The organism is Sabulibacter ruber (genome assembly GCF_017355955.1).
Classification (GTDB): Bacteria; Bacteroidota; Bacteroidia; order Cytophagales; family Hymenobacteraceae; genus Nibribacter; species Nibribacter ruber_A.
This window is the reverse complement of record NZ_JAFFID010000001.1, coordinates 2094847-2112303: the sequence shown is the minus strand read 5'-3', so window position 1 is coordinate 2112303 and position 17457 is coordinate 2094847. Positions and strand designations below refer to the sequence as shown.

Below are 17457 nucleotides of genomic sequence, written 5' to 3'. Positions count from 1 at the left end.
TAATTGCTGATTGTTTTCAATGCCACGGTGCATGTTGTAATGCAAGCCATCAAACCTGTGAGGTTTTCAAAACTTAACAGGTTTTTACCGTTTATAGCCTGTTTCCTGAAAAACACCCTAAAAACAGAACGGCCTGACTTGTAGAAGTCAGGCCGTTCTGTTTTATGAAAACGAGGCAGATTAGCAGTAATCTTCAAATGCGCCTTGCAGGTTGTCTACAATGCGGGTTAAGTCATTGCCCTCGATGTGGTGGCGCTCAATCATGTGCACCAGCTCACCGTCTTTGAACAAGGCGATAGAGGGAGAAGACGGAGGGTAAGGCAGCATGTATTCACGCGCTTTGGCTACGGCTTCGGTTTCCATTCCGGCAAACACAGTTACCAGTTTAGAAGGTCTTTGCTCGCTGCTGGCAACGGCCATTTTCAGGGCCGGACGGGCTTTGGCAGCGGCGCAACCACATACAGAGTTAACGGCTACCAATACGGTGCCTTCTTTCTGGTTTAAAACCGCCTCAACTTCTTCAGGCGTCATTAGTTGCTCAAAACCGGCAGAAGTTAGGTCTTCGCGGATAGGGGCAACCATATATTCAGGGTACATTGCCATGGGTATGGATGAATTTAGGTGAATTCTGTTTCTGAGGTAAAATTACGAAATCAACCTTAAAACACAGCAGGCCCTTTTCTGGTTTCCGAAAGGATAGCAATTCTCTTCTTGGAAACTGGAAAAGGCTCCTCAAGCAATGTTTTCTTCTGATTATGAAGGTTTGGAGCCAAGACTTCAAGAAGAGAGAAGGCTTCAGCCGAACTTCTATCTACAATTACTTACTGGGTTGATGAGCCGGGTTCTGGAGAAAGTCTCTGTCTGTCAAGGTATGGAGAAAGGAAATGATGTCTGTTTTCTCTGCGGCGGAAAGGGGGAGGCCTAAGGAACCATCTGGGCGCTTAAAGATGGGGTCTAGCGTGGGCGAGGAAACCAGGCCGTGGGTGTAATGGTCCAACACCTGTGCTAGCGTCTGGAAACGGCCATCGTGCATGTAGGGGGCGGTAATAGCCACGTTCCTTAGCGTGGGGACCTTGTATTTGCCTATGTCCTCCGGGCGTTTCGTGATGCGGCCTCTTCCCCAGGCCATTTGCTCGTGGTCCACGGGGAAAACAGCGTCTAATCCGTTGTTGCGGTAGCTTTGGTCAGTAAAGAAATCGGTGGCGTGGCAGGGCGCGCAGTGTTGCCGAACCAAAGTTAATCCTCTCAGTTCCGCCGAGGTCAGCATGGCATTGGGTTCCTGGCGTGCGTAGTGGTCATACCGGGAATTGCCGCTGATGAGCGTGCGCTGGAATTGCGCCAAGGCCCGCATGATTGAAGATGATGTTATAGAATCGGTCCCGAAGGCGGCCTTGAACTGAGGGGGGTAGGAGGAATGGTTTTGCAGTTCCCGGGTCAGTTCCCTGAGGTCCTGCGCCATCTCGTCGGCGTGGGTGAGTGGCCCCACGGCCAGGGATTCCAGGTCTTTGGCGCCGCCGTCCCAGAACCAGCCCTGGCTCCAGGCCAGGTTCTGCAAGGCCGGTACGTGTCTCCGCAGAGGTTGCCCGGAAGCTCCCACTGTGGTGAGTGCCAGCCCGTCTGAGAAAGCCTTTTCGGGTTGGTGGCAAGTGGCGCAACTGATCTGGTTATTGCCGGAGAGAATCGGGTCAAAGAACAATTTCTTTCCCAGCAGCACGCCCTCTTTGGTAAACGGATTCCGCTCTGGAAACGGGACAGTGGTTCCCAGGTTCGCGGGTGCAGTCACTTCGTAGCGATTGGGCTCTGGATTGTCGGTTTCAACCCCTGACGAGCAGCCCATGACCCAGCAGCCCAGCAACCCTACAAGGCAGCCAGGTAAAGCAGGCCATCGGCGGAACGCCCGGGAGAAAAACAAGCCCCGTTGCATGGGTTTATTTCAGTTGAAACATTTGCCGGATGTTGTCAGCCACCAGGGCCGCATTGGCTCCGCCCATCACGCTGGAAAACCCCGTGGCGCTCAGGTCAATCACGTTAGGACCACCGAACAAGGTCCTGCTATTGGTGAGCAGGTCCAAGGTACGGTTCTCCCCGGTAAGGCCCCAGTTAGAAGGCAGAGCAAGGGTTATGGTGCGGTAATTCGCATCGTGGCCAATGTGGTACAGGAAGTTCTTGAAAGCACCCTCAGAAGTGTTGAAATACTGCCCTTCGGCTACCAGAAATTTGTAGCCGGTATCCCAGTCCCAGGCCATGTTCTGGTTGGGGTCCAGATCGCCTACCTGGTCGGTGGAGTGGTTGCTGGCAGGGTCTACGCCTACGCTGAAAGTAAGCGTGGTATACGTTCCCGCCGGCACATCCGGAAGGGTGAAACTCTCCTGGGTGTGATCGGCGGTGCGTTCGATGAGATGGTAGCTGTTGGGTTCCTCGTAGGTGGTGCCGTCTGGGCGGGTAAGCTTCACGTTACTGATGTAGTACCGGAAGGCGTGGAACTTCACTCGGTGCCCGTGCGCGTTGGTGTATTCCTGTTCTAGCGCGAAAGGCTGCGTGTTAAAGGTGTGCTGAAAAGCCAGCGTGACCTGACTAGGCTCCGCGACAGTAGATTCGTCATCGTCTGAGCAGCTCCAGGAAAAGAGGGCAAGCACCAGGAGGAAAGCAGCGGAAAGGTTTTTACCAAAAGTAAAACGTGACTTCATAATTGTAGGATAGAAAGTGGGGGATTCTGTATGGTGCGAACGTAGGCTGTTCGCCATTTCAGGTGTGGTTTAAAGAAAACAGGGCGGAAACGTGTTTCTTGGCTTACTTATTAGGGTCAGAGAAGCGAGGGTCTTTGACGAAGGTTTCATCTGTGAGGGTGTGCAGAAAGGCAATGATTTGCCGCTTCTCCTCGGCCGTTAGCCCTAGCGTGGCGCCCCCGAAATCATTACGGGCTTCTTCAATGAGTGGGTCCAGGTTAGGGTCCTGCATGTTTACGTGCTCATTGTAATGGTTTAACACGTCTTCCAGGGTCTTGAACCGACCATCGTGCATGTAGGGTGCGGTAAGCGCGATGTTGCGGAGCGAAGGTGCCCTGAACTTGCCTCGGTCACTTTCCTTGCCCGTAATCAGCCACCGGCCCGCGTCTTTGGGTTCGGCATCCAGCCCGTTGTTATGGAACGTGTTAAAGGTTTGCAGGGTGCCGCCGTGGCAGTCGCCGCAGTTGCCGCCGCGCAGGCTGATGTTGGGGTCTGGGTGTGTGAGGAAGAGGCGCATGCCCAATAACTCGTCTACGGTTAGGTTTTCCTTGCCCTCCTGGTAGCGGTCAAACCTGGAGTTGGAGGAGATGAGCGTGCGGGTAAACTGGGCTAGGGCTTTAAGCAGGTTCTCTTTGGTGATGGGCCCTCTGCCAAAAGCCTTTTCAAATAGCGCTGGGTATTTCTCTGTGGCCTGCAATTTGGCTACGGCAACATCCAGGTTCTGGTGCAGTTCAATAGGGCTCTCTAGCGGAATCTTCGCTTGTTCTTCCAGTGACTTTGGTCCGCCGTCCCAGTTGAACTGGGAGACCCACAGCAGATTGGCCAATGACATGGCGCTGCGCGTGCCGGCAATACCGTCAATTCCTTTGCTTACGGCCTGCCCATCGGTAAAGGCGAATTGCTGTTGGTGACAGCTTCCGCAGGACATGGTGTTGTTGGCAGAAAGCGCTTTCTCATAAAAAAGGGTTTGGCCCAAAGCCACGCCCTCCTGGGTAAGCGGATTATCGGCGGGAATCGCCTGAATGCCCCCGAAGCGCTGAGGAAGATCCAGTTGGTAGGGAGTAGGAGTCGGAAGGGCAGCAGGGGGCTCTTCCCCGGGAGAAGCCTCGCTGCAGCTTCCCAGGAAGAAAGTAATGGCCACCCAGCCCCAGAGCAATAGCTTATGGTCAATACGCATGAGATCGTATCTGATTTTAAGGATAACGGCGAAGAGATTGTTTTCCGTATTCGCCTGTTTCAGGGCAAATTTCAGGAAAGAAGGCCCAAACCGTACATCTAAGAACCGAAGAAATATCCGTTTTGCCTATTGGTGAGGTACATGCCAGTAAGGCAACCGCTTAATTCTTTTGCATAAAGGTGTTTTTAGATTGTTGTAAATGTTACCTTTGCATTGCAAAACGGAAACGCAGGGAACTCTTCTGGCTTGTATTTGTCTGTAAGAGAGGAAGAAAAGCAAAAAGTTGAATTATTTTTGAGAAAGATTTCTTGGAAATTAATCTGCAACCTTGTAGTTTTGCAAACTCATTTAGAATCAGAGTCAAAAGCATTTATCTATAATCACAACCATGGCTAACCATAAGTCAGCATTAAAGAGAATCAGATCCAACAACGCGAAACGCTTGCTGAACCGCTATCAGGCGAAAACCACCCGTACCTTTGTAAAGCGTTTGAGAAATACAACTGACAAAGCCGAGGCGCAAGAACTGTTCAAGACGGTATCTGGTATGCTTGACAAATTGGCGAAGAAGAATGTGATTCACAAAAACAAAGCGGCCAACAACAAATCTAAATTGGCTCGTTTCGTGAATACCTTAGCTGCCTAGTTTTACAGCAGTATTTACATTTCTTGGGTTATTTAAAAGCCTTGCTGTAAGCAAGGCTTTTGTGTTTGTGCCCACTTCTGGATTAGGGATTACCCGTTAGTGGTAGTTAGGCTTCACCGTTGTGTGTTTTTAGCCTTGAAACCAGAAACCAGTGCTGAAACGCGGAGATAAACAGATCTAAAACAGAAAGGCCTGCTACTCACATAGCAGGCCTTTCTGTTTTATTCAGGAGTGGTTTAGATTAGTGCACCACGCTTAGTTTGATCATGTTGGCGCGTTTTTTCTCCATTACCGGCATAGAGCCTATGTTGATGAAGATGTCGCCGGTTTGCAGGTGTCCTTCTCTTACCAGAATTTCTTTCAGGTCAGAAATGGTCTCATCCGTGGAAACGAAACGGTCATAGTAGTAGCCTCTGATTCCCCAAACCAAGTTCAAGGTGTTCAGAAGAACCCGGTTATCCGTGAACACGAAGATATCGGCTTTTGGACGGTGTTTCGCTAGTTGGAAGGCGGTGTAGCCAGACTTGGTAAGGCAGATCAACGCACGGGCATCGGTGTCACGGGCCAGGGTCACAGCGCTTGCTACAACGGTATCATTGTAGAATGTAGGGGACTGGGTGTTGTGCACGAAGTTGCGGTGGAATACCGGCGCCTGCGATTCTACTGACTGAATAGTGCGGGTCATGCTGCGGATGGTCTCTACTGGGTAGGCACCGGCGGCAGTTTCAGCGCTCAGCATCAGGGTGTCGGCGCCGTCCATTACCGCGTTGGCCACGTCATTGGTCTCCGCACGGGTTGGGCGTGGGTTGGTGATCATGCTTTCCATCATCTGGGTGGCCACAATTACCGGCTTGCCCAGTGCGTTGCATTTCTCCACAATCATTTTCTGCAGCATAGGTACTTCTTCCATACCCACTTCCACCCCAAGGTCACCACGGGCTACCATTACGGCATCGGTGGCTTCAATGATAGAGTCAATGTTGCGGATGGCCTCTGGCTTTTCAATCTTGGCCACCACTTTTGTGTCTTTGCCACGCTCAGCAATGATGCGCTTGATCTCATAGATGTCCTCCACTTTTCTCACGAAAGAAAGGGCTATCCATTCCACATTGTTGTCCAGGCCAAAGTGCAGGTCCTGAATGTCTTTCTCAGTAAGGGAAGGAGCAGTTACCACGGTGTCTGGCAGGTTCATGCCTTTGCGGGGTTTCACCACGCCGCCGTACACTACCTCGGTTAACACCTCGTTCACGCCATCGGTGCTTAGAACACGCACTTCCAGTTTACCATCGTCAATCAGGATAGCATCGCCGGGGCGCACATCCTGGGCCAGGCGGGCGTAGCTGTGGGAAAGTTTCTGAGGGGTACCAATTGACTTGTCATAGACAAAAGTCAGCTGCTGGCCTTCCACTATCTCAATGGCGCCGTCCTGTACATCGTTGATCCGGATTTTGGGGCCCTGCAAGTCTTGCAGTAAGCATATATTGAAGCCTTCGGCAGCATTGATGGCGCGTACGTGTTCAATCACCTTCAGGTGTTCCTGGTGGGCGCCGTGTGAGAAATTCAGGCGAAAAACATCTACCCCTTCCTGGATAAGGGCGCGTAGGCGCTCAGGGGTGTTGCTGGCCGGGCCAACCGTTGCAATAATCTTGGTTTTGTTGAAGTTAATAGCCATGCGCTAGAATAGCAGGTTTTCTTTGTAACGTAAACAATGCGGGTCAAAGGAACGCACGTACTGTACCAGCGGTACGGCGTTAAGTGCCTGCAGCAGCTCCTGCTGTAAATGGCTGAGCCCGCCAGACACTTGTATTACATAATCGTATTCTTTGATATCTGGTACGAGAAAAGGCGAGGCAAGGGTGCTGGTTCCCACAGATCTGTTCCTGAACAAACGCAAAGAGCCATGTTCTGCCAAATGCAGGTAGTTGGAAATAACCAACCTGCCTTTGTTCAAAAACTCAATGCACAGATCTGCCTGCTTCACTAACCTAATACGAAAGTACTTATTCAATGCCCAGGCAAGAGTGTGTTCCTTACTAGAAGAGACAACTCCGTATAAGTCGAAATCAAAATCATGTTCTATGTCCAGACGGAAAGATTTCATGAGTTGTATTGCTCTGCCAGGGTAAATCTAAAGTTGGGTGGCAATTTAAAGAAGGTTATTGGAAACACCGCAAACCTTTGCAGAAAAGTGTGCCAATAAAACTATTGCTCGTATTTTGTTTGACATTGTGTTCCCAAATCTATTTCTTTGCACTGTGTTTTAAAAAACTTCTAAAAAAATGTCAGAAATCGCAGAAAAAGTAAGAGCTATCATCATCGATAAATTGGGCGTTGAGGAATCTGAGGTAACGCCTGAGGCTAGCTTTACAAACGACCTGGGTGCCGACTCTCTTGATACAGTTGAATTAATCATGGAATTTGAGAAAGAATTCAACGTGTCTATTCCAGACGATCAAGCTGAGAATATTGCAACGGTAGGCCAAGCGATCAGCTATCTGGAAGAGCACGCAAAGTAATCCCTTCCTTCCTTTTTTCTTCTATCGATCCAATTTTTACCTAATCAATACAGGTTCTTTCCCTCTACTAGCAGCGTATGGAGCTTAAGAGAGTTGTAGTAACTGGCCTTGGTGCGCTTACCCCTCTGGGGAATACCGTCTCTGAATACTGGAACGGCCTCGTAAACGGGGTGAGTGGGGCAGCGCCCATCACTCGCTTTGATGCCTCAAAATTTAAGACCCAATTTGCCTGTGAAGTAAAAGGGTATGACCCTGAGCAATACTTTGACCGTAAAGAGGCCCGTAAAATGGACCTCTTTACGCAATTTGCTGTCATAGTAGCCGATGAAGCCGTAAAAGACGCCCGCCTGGAGGATGAGTCTCTTGACAAAGAGCGCATTGGGGTAATCTGGGGCTCTGGTATTGGCGGCTTGCGTACCTTCCAGGAAGAATGCGTGAACTTTGCGAATGGTGGCGGAAACCCACGGTTCAATCCTTTCTTCATTCCTAAAATGATCGCCGACATCAGCGCCGGTCATATCTCCATCAAATACGGGTTCAGAGGTCCTAACTTTGTGACCGTTTCTGCCTGTGCCTCTGCTACCAACGCCTTGATTGACTCCTTCAACTACATCCGGTTGGGTATGGTTGACGTGGTAGTGAGCGGTGGTTCTGAAGCAGCGGTGACCGAGGCCGGTATTGGTGGTTTCAATGCTCTGAAAGCCCTTTCTGAGCGCAACGATTCTCCAGAGACTGCTTCCCGTCCGTTTGACAAAGACCGCGATGGTTTTGTGTTAGGCGAAGGCGCGGCGGCCATTGTACTGGAAGAATACGAGCACGCGAAAGCCCGCGGTGCTAAAATATATGCTGAGCTGATTGGCGGCGGTATGTCTGCCGATGCGTACCACATCACTGCGCCCCACCCAGAAGGATTGGGAGCCCGCAACGTGATGGCCAACGCGCTGAAAGACGCTGGCATCAGACCAGAAGAGGTAGACTACATCAACGTACACGGTACGTCTACTCCGCTGGGAGACGTGAGCGAAGCCAAAGCCATTGAGTATGTGTTTGGCGAGCACGCGTACAACCTCAACATCAGCTCCACTAAATCTATGACCGGCCACCTTCTGGGAGCTGCCGGGGCTATAGAGGCCGTAGCATCTATCCTTTCTATCCAGAACGGAGTGGTACCGCCCACTATCAACCACACTACCAGTGATGACCAGTTTAATCCGCAGCTGAACTTTACGTTTAACAAAGCGCAGCAGCGGGATGTGAAGGTAGCCATGAGCAATACCTTCGGTTTTGGCGGCCATAACACCTCTGTGATTTTCAAAAAATTCAGTGAGTAGTGTTTAGCCCGATCAGACCGGTCTTTCGCGCAATAAACAGATTCTTTTACAAAGACAAAGTATTTGTAAATGCCATTACCCACATTACGGGCATGGCACCAGACAACCTTCACCTTTACCAACTGGCGTTTACGCATACCTCGTATGTGCGCCAGAACCTGAAAGGGAACCAGGAAACCAATGAGCGTCTGGAGTTTTTGGGCGATGCCATTCTGGGGGCGGTCATTGCGGAGTATCTTTTCAAAAAGTATCCTTACAAAGACGAAGGTTTCTTAACCGAGATCCGGTCGCGCATGGTGAACCGCGAGTCTCTGAACAACCTTGCCGTTAAAGTAGGCTTGCACTCCCTGATCAAGGTTGATAACATTTCTGGTGTTACCCGCCATAAGTTCATCAATGGGAATGCCCTGGAGGCTTTGGTGGGCGCCGTGTACCTGGACAAAGGCTACACCGATACCAAAGAGTTTATCCTGAAGAAGCTGGTGAAACCGCACTTTGACCTGCACCAGCTCACTACCACCACCAGCAATTTCAAGAGCAAACTGATTGAGTGGGCGCAGGGCCAGAACCGCAGCATCCGGTTCGAGATTGTGGGCCAGAAGCAGTCTGGCAGCACCACAGAATTCACCGCCGCCGTGGTGGTAGACAATGACATTATTGCCAGCGGAAGCGGTCTTTCCAAGAAGAAAGCCGAGCAAGCCGCCGCCGAAAAAAGCATGGAAGTGCTCAGGTCCACGGGCGTTATCCTGCCGTAATTTCGTTTTTCTCCTCTTTTTCCAGAAACACAGCCAAAACACCTATCCTGTCTTAAGGTGCGGAAGAGGCATGTTTCTTTCTTGGTTCTAATGAGAAGGTTCTTAGTTTTGTAAGGTACGGTGACGGGGATATGCCTTATCCAAACACGTATTTCTAACACGTAAGGTATTTCTTGCGTTAGAAAAGCCTTAAACACCAAGATTAAACTATGAAACTTGCTGGCGCGGCCCTCAACCAGACTCCACTGGATTGGGACAACAATCTTCGTAACATCAAATCAGCCATTGAGCAGGCGAAAGAGCAGAACGTAGATATCCTCTGCCTCCCCGAGATGAGCATTCCCGGGTACGGCTGCGAAGACCTTTTCCTGAGTGAGTGGGTGTCTCTGGAGTGTTTTGAGCGATTGCTGGAAATAAAGGAATGGTGCGAGGGCGTGATTGTGTGCGTGGGCCTTCCCATTCGGTTGAACAATACCACGTACAACACAGCCTGCGTCATTTCAAACAAGCAGATATTAGGCTTCACCGCCAAGCAGTTCCTGGCCAATGATGGCGTTCATTACGAGCCGCGCTGGTTCAGTTCCTGGGTGCCCAATACGGTAGAGAAGTTTGAGATGCTGGGCCAGACCTACCAGATTGGGGACATTATCTATGAACACCAGGGCGTGAAGTTTGCCTTTGAGATCTGCGAGGACGCCTGGCGCAATGCTAACCGCCCGGCCTATCGGCACAAGCCCAAGGGAGTGCAGCTCATCATCAATCCAAGTGCCAGCCACTTTGCCATGAGCAAGACCGATGTGCGTTACCATCTGGTGGTAGATGCCTCCCGGGAGTTTGAATGCACCTACCTGTACGTGAACATGCTGGGCAACGAGGCTGGCAGAATGATCTATGACGGTGAAACCATCATTGCCCAGAACGGGAATGTGATTCTGCGCAACCAACTGCTTTCCTTTAAAAGCGTGGACTTTGAATGCGCCGAGGTCTCCTTTGAAAATCCACTGCCGCCGGTAGATGTATTGCCCTTACCGCCGGTAGACGAGAACATAGAATTCATCTCGGCAATTACGCTGGCTTTGTTTGACTACCTGCGCAAAAGCCGGAGCCGGGGTTTTGTTCTGTCGCTCAGCGGTGGGGCCGATTCATCTTTGTGCGCCGTAGCCGTAGCCGAAATGGTGCGCCGGGCCGTAGCCGAGATTGGGTTAGAAGAATTTGTGCAGAAAACCAACTGCCTCACCCCCGAAGAGTTTCCTGTTTTCAGGCAACTTTCCGCAGATGAGCTCAGAAACGTCTTAGTAAGCAAACTACTGGTAACGGCCTATCAAGGCACCATCAACTCCTCAGATGATACCTATCGCTCCGCGGAAGAACTGGCCAGATCCATTGGGGCGGTTTTCTACAACTGGACCATTGACGAGGAAGTGAAAAGTTACCGGGGCAAGATTGAACATGCCATTGGCCGTGAACTCACCTGGGAGCATGATGATTTGACCCTGCAGAACATTCAGGCCCGGGTGCGTGCCCCCGGCATCTGGATGCTGGCCAACCTCAGAAACTCGCTGCTCTTGGCTACCTCTAACCGCTCAGAGGCATCGGTAGGGTACGCTACCATGGACGGAGACACCGCCGGTAGTATCTCACCCATTGCCGGGGTAGACAAAGCGTTCATCCGGCAGTGGCTGGTGTGGGCCCAGTTGCAATTAGGTTACGAAGGATTGCAGTACGTGAACAACCTGCAGCCCTCGGCGGAGTTGCGGCCCCTGGAGAAAACCCAAACCGATGAAGAGGACCTCATGCCTTATCCGCTCCTGAACCAGATTGAGCGGTTGGCCTTTTACAACCGTCTTTCGCCGCAGCAGGTATTTCAGGAACTGAAAGGCACGTACCCAGATGACAAGTTGCGGCAGTTCATCCAGCGGTTTTACTCGCTCTGGAGCCGTAACCAATGGAAACGTGAACGCTATGCCCCGGCTTTCCACCTGGACGATTACAACGTGGACCCCAGAAGCTGGCTCCGGTTCCCAATCCTGAGCGGCGGGTTCCGGCAAGAGCTTAACCAGTTACCTTCTTAGCCGTGTGCCCTTCGGGGTGAAGGAACTTGCATTCGTATTTTCAGCTACCCAACCGGATTTTGGCCTGTTTTGTAAAAAATAAGCCAAAATCCGGTTTTATTTTAGGTGTAGGCCGCATGATTCCGTATCCTCTAACAAGCATCAGAGAGTATGTTTCTCATGGAACAGTTAGTTTGTCCATTATTCTTTAATGAACAGGAGCGGGCCACGTGGCATTTTGCCGTAAAGGCACACGGGGAGCAGCGCCGGAAATACAACAACGAGCCGTACGTGCGGCATCTGGAGCGGGTGGCCCACATGGTGATGACCTACGGCGGCACCACCGGAATGGTCATGGCCGCGCTCCTGCACGATGTGCTGGAAGATACCCCCGTCACCGAGGCCGAATTGCAGGCCTTCCTGGAAGAGGTATGCCAGGGCTCCATTGTAAAGTCCGCTGAGGTGCTGCAGATGGTGGTAGACCTCACTGACCAGTTCACCAAAGAACAGGCTCCCGGGCACAACCGCAAACGACGTAAGGAAATGGAGCGGGCGCGCATTGCCACCACACTGCCCCGGGCCCAGACCATCAAACTAGCCGACATCATTGACAACACCCGCGACATCATCCGGAATGATTTCAGCTTCGCGAAAGTGTACCTACCGGAAATTGTGGCGGTGCTGGAGGTGCTGAAAAGGGCCGAGCCGTTCCGCCTGTACATGCTGGCCTGCTATGAAGTACAGAAAGCGTTGCTCAAATTAGAGGAAGACCGAAACCTGGAATACTGGACGGCCTAGCTTCCGGATAAAAGCAAATCGGGGCTGATTTTCAGAAATCAGCCCCGATTCAGGAGTCACTCAATTCTTTTCTTATTTGCCGCCGCTGGCCGCGTCATCGTTCTGGATGGTTTTCTTCTGGCGGTTGCTGGCCTGCATCTTCCCGAAGTTCCAGTCAAAGCTGAGGCGCAGGGTCCGGTTGTAGGTGTAATTGTGAACCTCTTGCGTATAGGCAGGCGTGCTCACCCTATGGTTGTAATCAATGGTTTTGGCAAACGGATTGTTCACCCCAAAGCTGATGCTGCCTTTGTCATCCAGAATCTTCTTACGCACCGAGAAGCTGGTGTAGTAGCTGGAGCCCCACTCGCCCTGCAGGATCTGGCCGCCGGAGTAATAGCCCCCAGACACCTGAGCCGTAAGCGTTTTGTTTATGTCATAGCTGGTGTTCAGGTTGAAATTATACTGAAAACCTTTGTTGGAGAGCCCGTTGCTTTTGATGTCTACATAATTCAGGTTAAAGCTGGGGCTGATGCTCAAGGCGGATATTGGTTTGGTAGAGCCAGACAAGCTCAAGCCATAGGCGCGGTTTTTAGCCAGATTATCAAAAGTGATCATCAAAACGTCGCGGGTGGTGCCGTCAATGGTCATGGGCTCAGATTTTACCACATGCTGGATGGCGTTGTCGGTTTGGCGCATGAACACAGAGGCGTTGATGGAAGTGGTTTTGAAGAACGTGTTATAGCTGATCTCATACGAGTGGGTGAGTTCGGCGTCCAGTGTGGGGTTTCCTCTGAACCCGTTGTTGAAGTCCTCTAGCTGCAGGAACGGGTTCAGTGACCAGATCTGCGGACGCTGGATGCGCTGGGTATAGCTCACGCGCACGGTGTGGATGGAGTCCAGAGTGCGGGAGACAGACAAGCTGGGAATCACGTTGTCATAGTCGTTGGCGAAGGTGCTGCGTTCCAAAGTGCCTTTGTTGGTGTTATGGAAAACGCCTTTGGTGGCGGTGTGCTCATAGCGAGTACCCAGGTGGAAGCTGTATTTCTTCTTGAGCTGGAAAGCGTAGGTGAAATAGGCGGCCACTACATCCTGGTCATAATCAAAGTTGTTGATCACCACAGAATCTGCCTTGGCCGGGAAAGAGAAGTTATAGGAGGTGTTACTGGTGGCATCGCGCAGGATGGTTTTGGCGCCCAGTTCCAGTTTGCCCTCGTTCTTGAACCCTCGGCTGTAGTCTACCTGAAATGTCTTTTCATCGCTGGGGGCATCGTTGTTGTTCACCTGGCTTTGGAGCAGGGCATTCTCTGAGTTGAACAGTTTGTTGTCATACACGTCATCAGACTCGTTGTGGTTCCACTGGGCCAGCACTGAGAGCTCATGCTGCGGTTTGAAGGTGTGGGTGTACCCAAAGTTCATGTCAACGCCTGCGCCTTTCCAGATGTTCTCCAGGTCTGAGTACTGGAGGCCGTTGGCATCACGGGTGAATTGGTCGCCGCGGCCGGTGAAGTTGTTTTGCCGACCGGCGATGCTGAGGTTGAAGGCATTGAGGGTATCGGGGTCAAAGGTTACCTCGGCCTGGCCGTAGAAGCCGTGGTTTAGTGCCAGGTGCTTCATTTCCTGGGAGAAGATGCTTTGCCCCTCTACGGTGCGGGTCACTGAAGAAATCCGGCGGTTATTGTTGTCATAGCCGCTCACCCGGGAGTTGAACCCGAATTTTCCTTTGCGGGCATTCAGGCTGGCGTTCAGGTTGCGGTTGCGGTTACCCAACGTAGCCCCCAGTTTACCGCTTACGCCTTGCATGCTGTTCTTTTTGGTGATGATGTTGATGATCCCGGCGGTACCCTCGGCATCGTACTTAGCCGATGGGCTGGTGATTACTTCCACGCTCTTGATCACATCGGCTGGTATCTGTTTGAGGGCATCGGCCAGGTTGTTGGCCATGATACCGGAGGCTTTGCCGTCCATGAGTACCTTGAAGTTGCCGCTGCCGCGCAGTTGCACGTTGCCGTCGGCGTCTACCGTGATGGAAGGCACTTTCCGGAGCACGTCTGAGGCGGTGGTTCCTATGTTGCTGATATCCTGCTCGGCGTTGTACACCAACCGGTCGCCTTTGTCTTCAATCAAGGGTTTCTGCCCTACCACGGTTACTTCCTGCAGTTTGGTGGCGCTGCTCCGAAGGCCGATCTTAGGGAATGAGATTTCCTGCTTGGCGGCAGACAGGGTAAAGGCGGGTAGGGTAGAAGTTACGTAGCCTAAGTAGCTCACGCTAACGGCGTAAGAGCCGTACGGCACTTTGGAGAAGGTGAACTGGCCTTTGTCATCGGTGATGGTGCCGTCTACGGGTTTGCCGGTGGCGGTATTGGTAAGGGTTACCGTAGCAAATTCCACAGGTTTGGTGGTGGCGGAGTCAGCCACGGCACCGGTGACTTTTCCGGTTTGCGCCTGAGCCTCTAAGGCAGTGAAAGAGAAAAGACAAAAGGAAAGTAGCGCGAATATGATAGAGAGCCGCATAGGATTTCTGATGAGGGTTACGGTGGTTTAGTAAGTTCATAGGGTTAGGCATGCCGCTGAAAACTGGTGCTGTGGCGTCACAGTACTGGTAAGGGCAATGGTAGCAGAAGCGGGTAAGAACGGTGTGTCGCGCAACTATCTATTAGATGAAAGACAAGGAAGATCGGTTGCCTCCCTATTCAAACTTTTTTTGTTTTTGTGCTACTTTCCTGAAAACAGGCCTGAAATGCGAGGCTTGAAGGTTTTTTAGGATTTCAGATGCTTGATAGTTAGATGGTTTTGAGAAGTTTTCCAGAAAGTAGGGCAAAAAAAGAAGCACCCGGTTGGGGTGCTTCTAACAGATAGATTTATTGTAGGTTAGTTACTTTCGCCGGCTTTGGCGTCATCGTTCCGGATGGATTTCTTACGCCGCGGCTGTTGGTTCATCTCCATTTTCCCGAAACGGTACGAGAAACTCACCCGCACGCCCCGGTTGTAGTTCTGGCTTAAACTGTTCTGCACAAAGGTCTCGTTGGAAAGCTCAGACTTGAACCGGATGGCTTTGGCAAACGGATTGTCTACCCCAAAACTCAGGCTGCCTTTCTTCTGCCACAGCTCTTTGCGCACGCTGAAACTGGTGTAATAGAAACCCGAGAATCTTCCCTGAATGGTGGGCCGGGGCGAGCTGTAGGAGCCAAAGAACTGAGCCGCCAAACCTTTCCCGAAATCGTACCCCGAGTTCACGTTCACGTTGTACTGCCAGGCGGCGTTGTTCTGGAAAGAGCTTCTCAGGTTAATGTAATTTAGGTTCAGGCTACCGCCTATGTTCCACTTAGGAATGGGTTTGGTGTTCCCCGAAAGGCTCAGGCCATAGGTCGCATTCTTCCCGATGTTATAGTAGGTAGTGTAGGCCACGTTTTCTTTCTGCCAGGTGGTTTCGTCTATGGGCAATGCATCTTCCTGGCCCACAATCCGCCGCACCGATTCAATGGCGTTGTTTGTCTGCCGCCAGTACACCGAGAGGTTGATGGAACTGGTCTTGAAATAATTACTGTAGCCCAGTTCGTAGGAGTGCGTCAGTTCCGGCTCCAATTCCGGATTCCCGAAGGATACGTTCTTGGGGTCCTGCTCATTCACGTACGGGTTCAGGTACCAGATCTGCGGCCGCTGGATGCGCTGGGTATAACCAGCCCGCACCGTTTGGCTTTTGAAACTGCGCGAAACCATGACGTTGGGAATGAAATTGCTGTAGCTGTCGGTGAACGCGGGGCGTGCCGGGGCAATGTAATTCCCCTGCAGATCTGTGTACTCAAAGCGGGCACCGCTTTTCACGTTGTAGTTCTTGAGCAGTTTAAAGCCGTAAGACGCGTAGGCAGAGTACACATCCTGGTCATAGGTGAAGGCGTTGGGCGTTTCGGTCTGCACACCGGTAGAAAGAAACTCGCGGCGGTACATCGCATCACTCTCCGCGTGCCGAAGGATGGCCTTGCTGCCTATTTCCAGCGAAGTCTTGTTTTTGAACGGATGCGTGTAGTCAGCCTGAAAGGTCATCTCACGGTTGGCGCCTTCATTGGTGTTGCGCAGCAGGTTGTCAACAAACTCGTTTTGGTCCAGGTAATTATCCTGGTTGGAGAGGTTGTTCATCCTGCCGTTGGTCCATTGCCCCAACACAGATAACTCCTGCTGCGGCTTAAAGATGTGCGTGTAGCCCAGGTTCAGATCCAGGGAGTTGTTCTTGTTCCGGCTGGTGAGGTCAGAGTCAATGATCTGGGTTCCGTCCTTGTTTACTGTGCGGGAAAACTGATTACCCCGGCTCCGGAAAGTGCCCTGGTACAGGTTCATGCCCGCCGAAATGGTGTTGCTGGAATCCAGATCGGCATCAAAGCCAACCTGCCCGAAGATGCCCCCACCGTTCCGCTTAAAATCCCCGTTCTGGTTCAGCGTACTGGAATAAGCTTCGGCCCCCGGAATTTCTGTAATGAATCGCTCCAGCTCGTTATCGCTCTTGTTGTTGTACGACTGGTGCGTACCCAAACTGGCGTTGAAGCCTACTTTGCCCCGGCGGATGTTCACGTTCCCGTTTCCGTTGGAGCTGCGGTTTCCTACCGAGCCTCCCACGCTGCCGTTTACGCCGTACAGCGTGTTTTTCTTGGTGATGATGTTGATGATACCGGCGGTACCTTCGGCATCGTACTTGGCAGAGGGGCTGGTAATCACTTCCACGCTCTTGATCATGTCTGATGGGATCTGGCGCAAGGCCTCGGCCACGCTGTTGGCCATGATGCTGGAAGGCTTGTTGTTGATAAGCACCCGCACGTTAGAGGAACCCCGCAACTGCACGTTCCCGTCCAGATCCACCGAGAGCGAAGGCACTTTCTTGAGTACATCAGAAGCGTTCCCGCCAATGTTGGTGATGTCCTGCTCGGCGTTGTACACCATGCGATCCACTTTATCCTCAATCAGCGGCTTTTCGCCCACCACGGTCACTTCTTTGAGCTTGTTCTGGATGGGTTTGAGCACAATTCGGCCCAGTTCCACTTCCGGGTCTTTTTCAGAAACCGTAAAAGTCGGCCGGGTGTGCGGTTCATACCCAATGAAACTTACGGTCACCGAGTAGCTTCCGTAGGCCACGCGGGAGAGAGTGAAGCGGCCCCGGTCATCGGTCACGGTGCCGTCTACGGGTTTGCCGGTGGCGGTGCTCACCAATGAAACAGTGGCAAACTCAACGGGTTTGGAAGTAGTTGAATCTGTGACCACACCGCTTATTTTACCCGTGGCGAATTTGAGACCTCCGCCGGAGGCAGTGGTTTGGGACGGAGTAGGCACAGGTGCGGGCGTCTGCGCCCAGGCATGGGGGACAGTTGCCAACCCTAACAGGGCAAGCCATAAAAAATGACGCATGAAGAGAAGTTAGAAGGTTGTTTTAGGAATAGTTATAAGGTATAAATAGGTAAGTTCTTGATTTTGCTATAAGTAATATTGGTAAGC

Annotated in this window: 14 protein-coding genes; 6 read left to right on the top strand and 8 right to left on the bottom strand. The window is 51.7% G+C overall.

What is annotated here, in order from left to right; genetic code table 11:
* Positions 1 to 180 precede the first annotated feature (180 nt).
* The 4 genes from JT719_RS08600 to JT719_RS08585 form a co-directional block, all read right to left on the bottom strand.
* Complete coding sequence (locus tag JT719_RS08600; protein WP_278251857.1) at positions 181 to 597, bottom strand: BrxA/BrxB family bacilliredoxin; 417 nt, start codon at positions 595 to 597, stop codon at positions 181 to 183.
* A gap of 220 nt (positions 598 to 817) precedes the next feature.
* Positions 818 to 1924, bottom strand: coding sequence for a cytochrome-c peroxidase (locus tag JT719_RS08595; protein ID WP_207432468.1), 1107 nt, complete (start codon positions 1922 to 1924; stop codon positions 818 to 820).
* 4 nt (positions 1925 to 1928) lie between these two features.
* Entirely contained in the window at positions 1929 to 2687 is a 759-nt protein-coding gene (locus tag JT719_RS08590; protein WP_207432466.1) for an MbnP family protein, read from the bottom strand.
* Between the two features lie 103 nt (positions 2688 to 2790).
* Entirely contained in the window at positions 2791 to 3903 is a 1113-nt protein-coding gene (locus JT719_RS08585; RefSeq protein WP_207432464.1) for a cytochrome-c peroxidase, read from the bottom strand.
* Positions 3904 to 4291: 388 nt separating this feature from the next.
* Here JT719_RS08585 and rpsT point away from each other — a divergent pair, with 388 nt between their 5' ends.
* The gene (gene rpsT, locus JT719_RS08580; protein WP_066617290.1) at positions 4292 to 4549 is read left to right on the top strand and encodes a 30S ribosomal protein S20; all 258 of its coding nucleotides are present in this window, start codon (positions 4292 to 4294) and stop codon (positions 4547 to 4549) included.
* 241 nt (positions 4550 to 4790) lie between these two features.
* Here the strand turns inward: rpsT and pyk are convergent, their stop codons facing one another.
* Together pyk and JT719_RS08570 are read right to left on the bottom strand one after the other, a co-directional pair.
* On the bottom strand, positions 4791 to 6221 hold the full coding sequence (gene pyk, locus JT719_RS08575) for a pyruvate kinase (protein WP_207432462.1): 1431 nt from the start codon (positions 6219 to 6221) through the stop codon (positions 4791 to 4793).
* A 3-nt stretch (positions 6222 to 6224) separates the two neighbouring features.
* On the bottom strand, positions 6225 to 6650 hold the full coding sequence (locus tag JT719_RS08570) for an IPExxxVDY family protein (protein WP_207432460.1): 426 nt from the start codon (positions 6648 to 6650) through the stop codon (positions 6225 to 6227).
* Between the two features lie 178 nt (positions 6651 to 6828).
* Between JT719_RS08570 and JT719_RS08565 the strand changes: the two genes are divergently transcribed.
* From JT719_RS08565 to JT719_RS08545, 5 genes are all read left to right on the top strand, one after another.
* Complete coding sequence (locus JT719_RS08565; protein ID WP_048919546.1) at positions 6829 to 7065, top strand: acyl carrier protein; 237 nt, start codon at positions 6829 to 6831, stop codon at positions 7063 to 7065.
* Positions 7066 to 7142: 77 nt separating this feature from the next.
* Positions 7143 to 8396: a beta-ketoacyl-ACP synthase II gene (gene fabF, locus JT719_RS08560; RefSeq protein ID WP_207432458.1), complete on the top strand. Its 1254-nt coding sequence runs from the start codon at positions 7143 to 7145 to the stop codon at positions 8394 to 8396.
* A gap of 92 nt (positions 8397 to 8488) precedes the next feature.
* Positions 8489 to 9151, top strand: a complete 663-nt coding sequence (gene rnc, locus JT719_RS08555; RefSeq protein WP_207432456.1) for a ribonuclease III — start codon at positions 8489 to 8491, stop codon at positions 9149 to 9151.
* A 209-nt stretch (positions 9152 to 9360) separates the two neighbouring features.
* Positions 9361 to 11223: an NAD(+) synthase gene (nadE, locus tag JT719_RS08550; protein ID WP_207432454.1), complete on the top strand. Its 1863-nt coding sequence runs from the start codon at positions 9361 to 9363 to the stop codon at positions 11221 to 11223.
* A 150-nt stretch (positions 11224 to 11373) separates the two neighbouring features.
* Complete coding sequence (locus tag JT719_RS08545) at positions 11374 to 12000, top strand: HD domain-containing protein (RefSeq protein WP_242693107.1); 627 nt, start codon at positions 11374 to 11376, stop codon at positions 11998 to 12000.
* Positions 12001 to 12072: 72 nt separating this feature from the next.
* Here the strand turns inward: JT719_RS08545 and JT719_RS08540 are convergent, their stop codons facing one another.
* Both JT719_RS08540 and JT719_RS08535 read right to left on the bottom strand, forming a co-directional pair.
* The gene (locus JT719_RS08540; protein WP_207432452.1) at positions 12073 to 14490 is read right to left on the bottom strand and encodes a TonB-dependent receptor domain-containing protein; all 2418 of its coding nucleotides are present in this window, start codon (positions 14488 to 14490) and stop codon (positions 12073 to 12075) included.
* A 357-nt stretch (positions 14491 to 14847) separates the two neighbouring features.
* Positions 14848 to 17370: an outer membrane beta-barrel family protein gene (locus JT719_RS08535; protein WP_207432450.1), complete on the bottom strand. Its 2523-nt coding sequence runs from the start codon at positions 17368 to 17370 to the stop codon at positions 14848 to 14850.
* Positions 17371 to 17457 lie beyond the last annotated feature (87 nt).

Coding starts and splice junctions, on each gene's coding strand:
- JT719_RS08600 (WP_278251857.1), bottom strand. CDS start 597: ATGTACCCTGAATATATGGTTGCCCCTATCCGCGAAGACCTAACTTCT.
- JT719_RS08595 (WP_207432468.1), bottom strand. CDS start 1,924: ATGCAACGGGGCTTGTTTTTCTCCCGGGCGTTCCGCCGATGGCCTGCT.
- JT719_RS08590 (WP_207432466.1), bottom strand. CDS start 2,687: ATGAAGTCACGTTTTACTTTTGGTAAAAACCTTTCCGCTGCTTTCCTC.
- JT719_RS08585 (WP_207432464.1), bottom strand. CDS start 3,903: ATGCGTATTGACCATAAGCTATTGCTCTGGGGCTGGGTGGCCATTACT.
- rpsT (WP_066617290.1), top strand. CDS start 4,292: ATGGCTAACCATAAGTCAGCATTAAAGAGAATCAGATCCAACAACGCG.
- pyk (WP_207432462.1), bottom strand. CDS start 6,221: ATGGCTATTAACTTCAACAAAACCAAGATTATTGCAACGGTTGGCCCG.
- JT719_RS08570 (WP_207432460.1), bottom strand. CDS start 6,650: ATGAAATCTTTCCGTCTGGACATAGAACATGATTTTGATTTCGACTTA.
- JT719_RS08565 (WP_048919546.1), top strand. CDS start 6,829: ATGTCAGAAATCGCAGAAAAAGTAAGAGCTATCATCATCGATAAATTG.
- fabF (WP_207432458.1), top strand. CDS start 7,143: ATGGAGCTTAAGAGAGTTGTAGTAACTGGCCTTGGTGCGCTTACCCCT.
- rnc (WP_207432456.1), top strand. CDS start 8,489: ATGGCACCAGACAACCTTCACCTTTACCAACTGGCGTTTACGCATACC.
- nadE (WP_207432454.1), top strand. CDS start 9,361: ATGAAACTTGCTGGCGCGGCCCTCAACCAGACTCCACTGGATTGGGAC.
- JT719_RS08545 (WP_242693107.1), top strand. CDS start 11,374: ATGTTTCTCATGGAACAGTTAGTTTGTCCATTATTCTTTAATGAACAG.
- JT719_RS08540 (WP_207432452.1), bottom strand. CDS start 14,490: ATGCGGCTCTCTATCATATTCGCGCTACTTTCCTTTTGTCTTTTCTCT.
- JT719_RS08535 (WP_207432450.1), bottom strand. CDS start 17,370: ATGCGTCATTTTTTATGGCTTGCCCTGTTAGGGTTGGCAACTGTCCCC.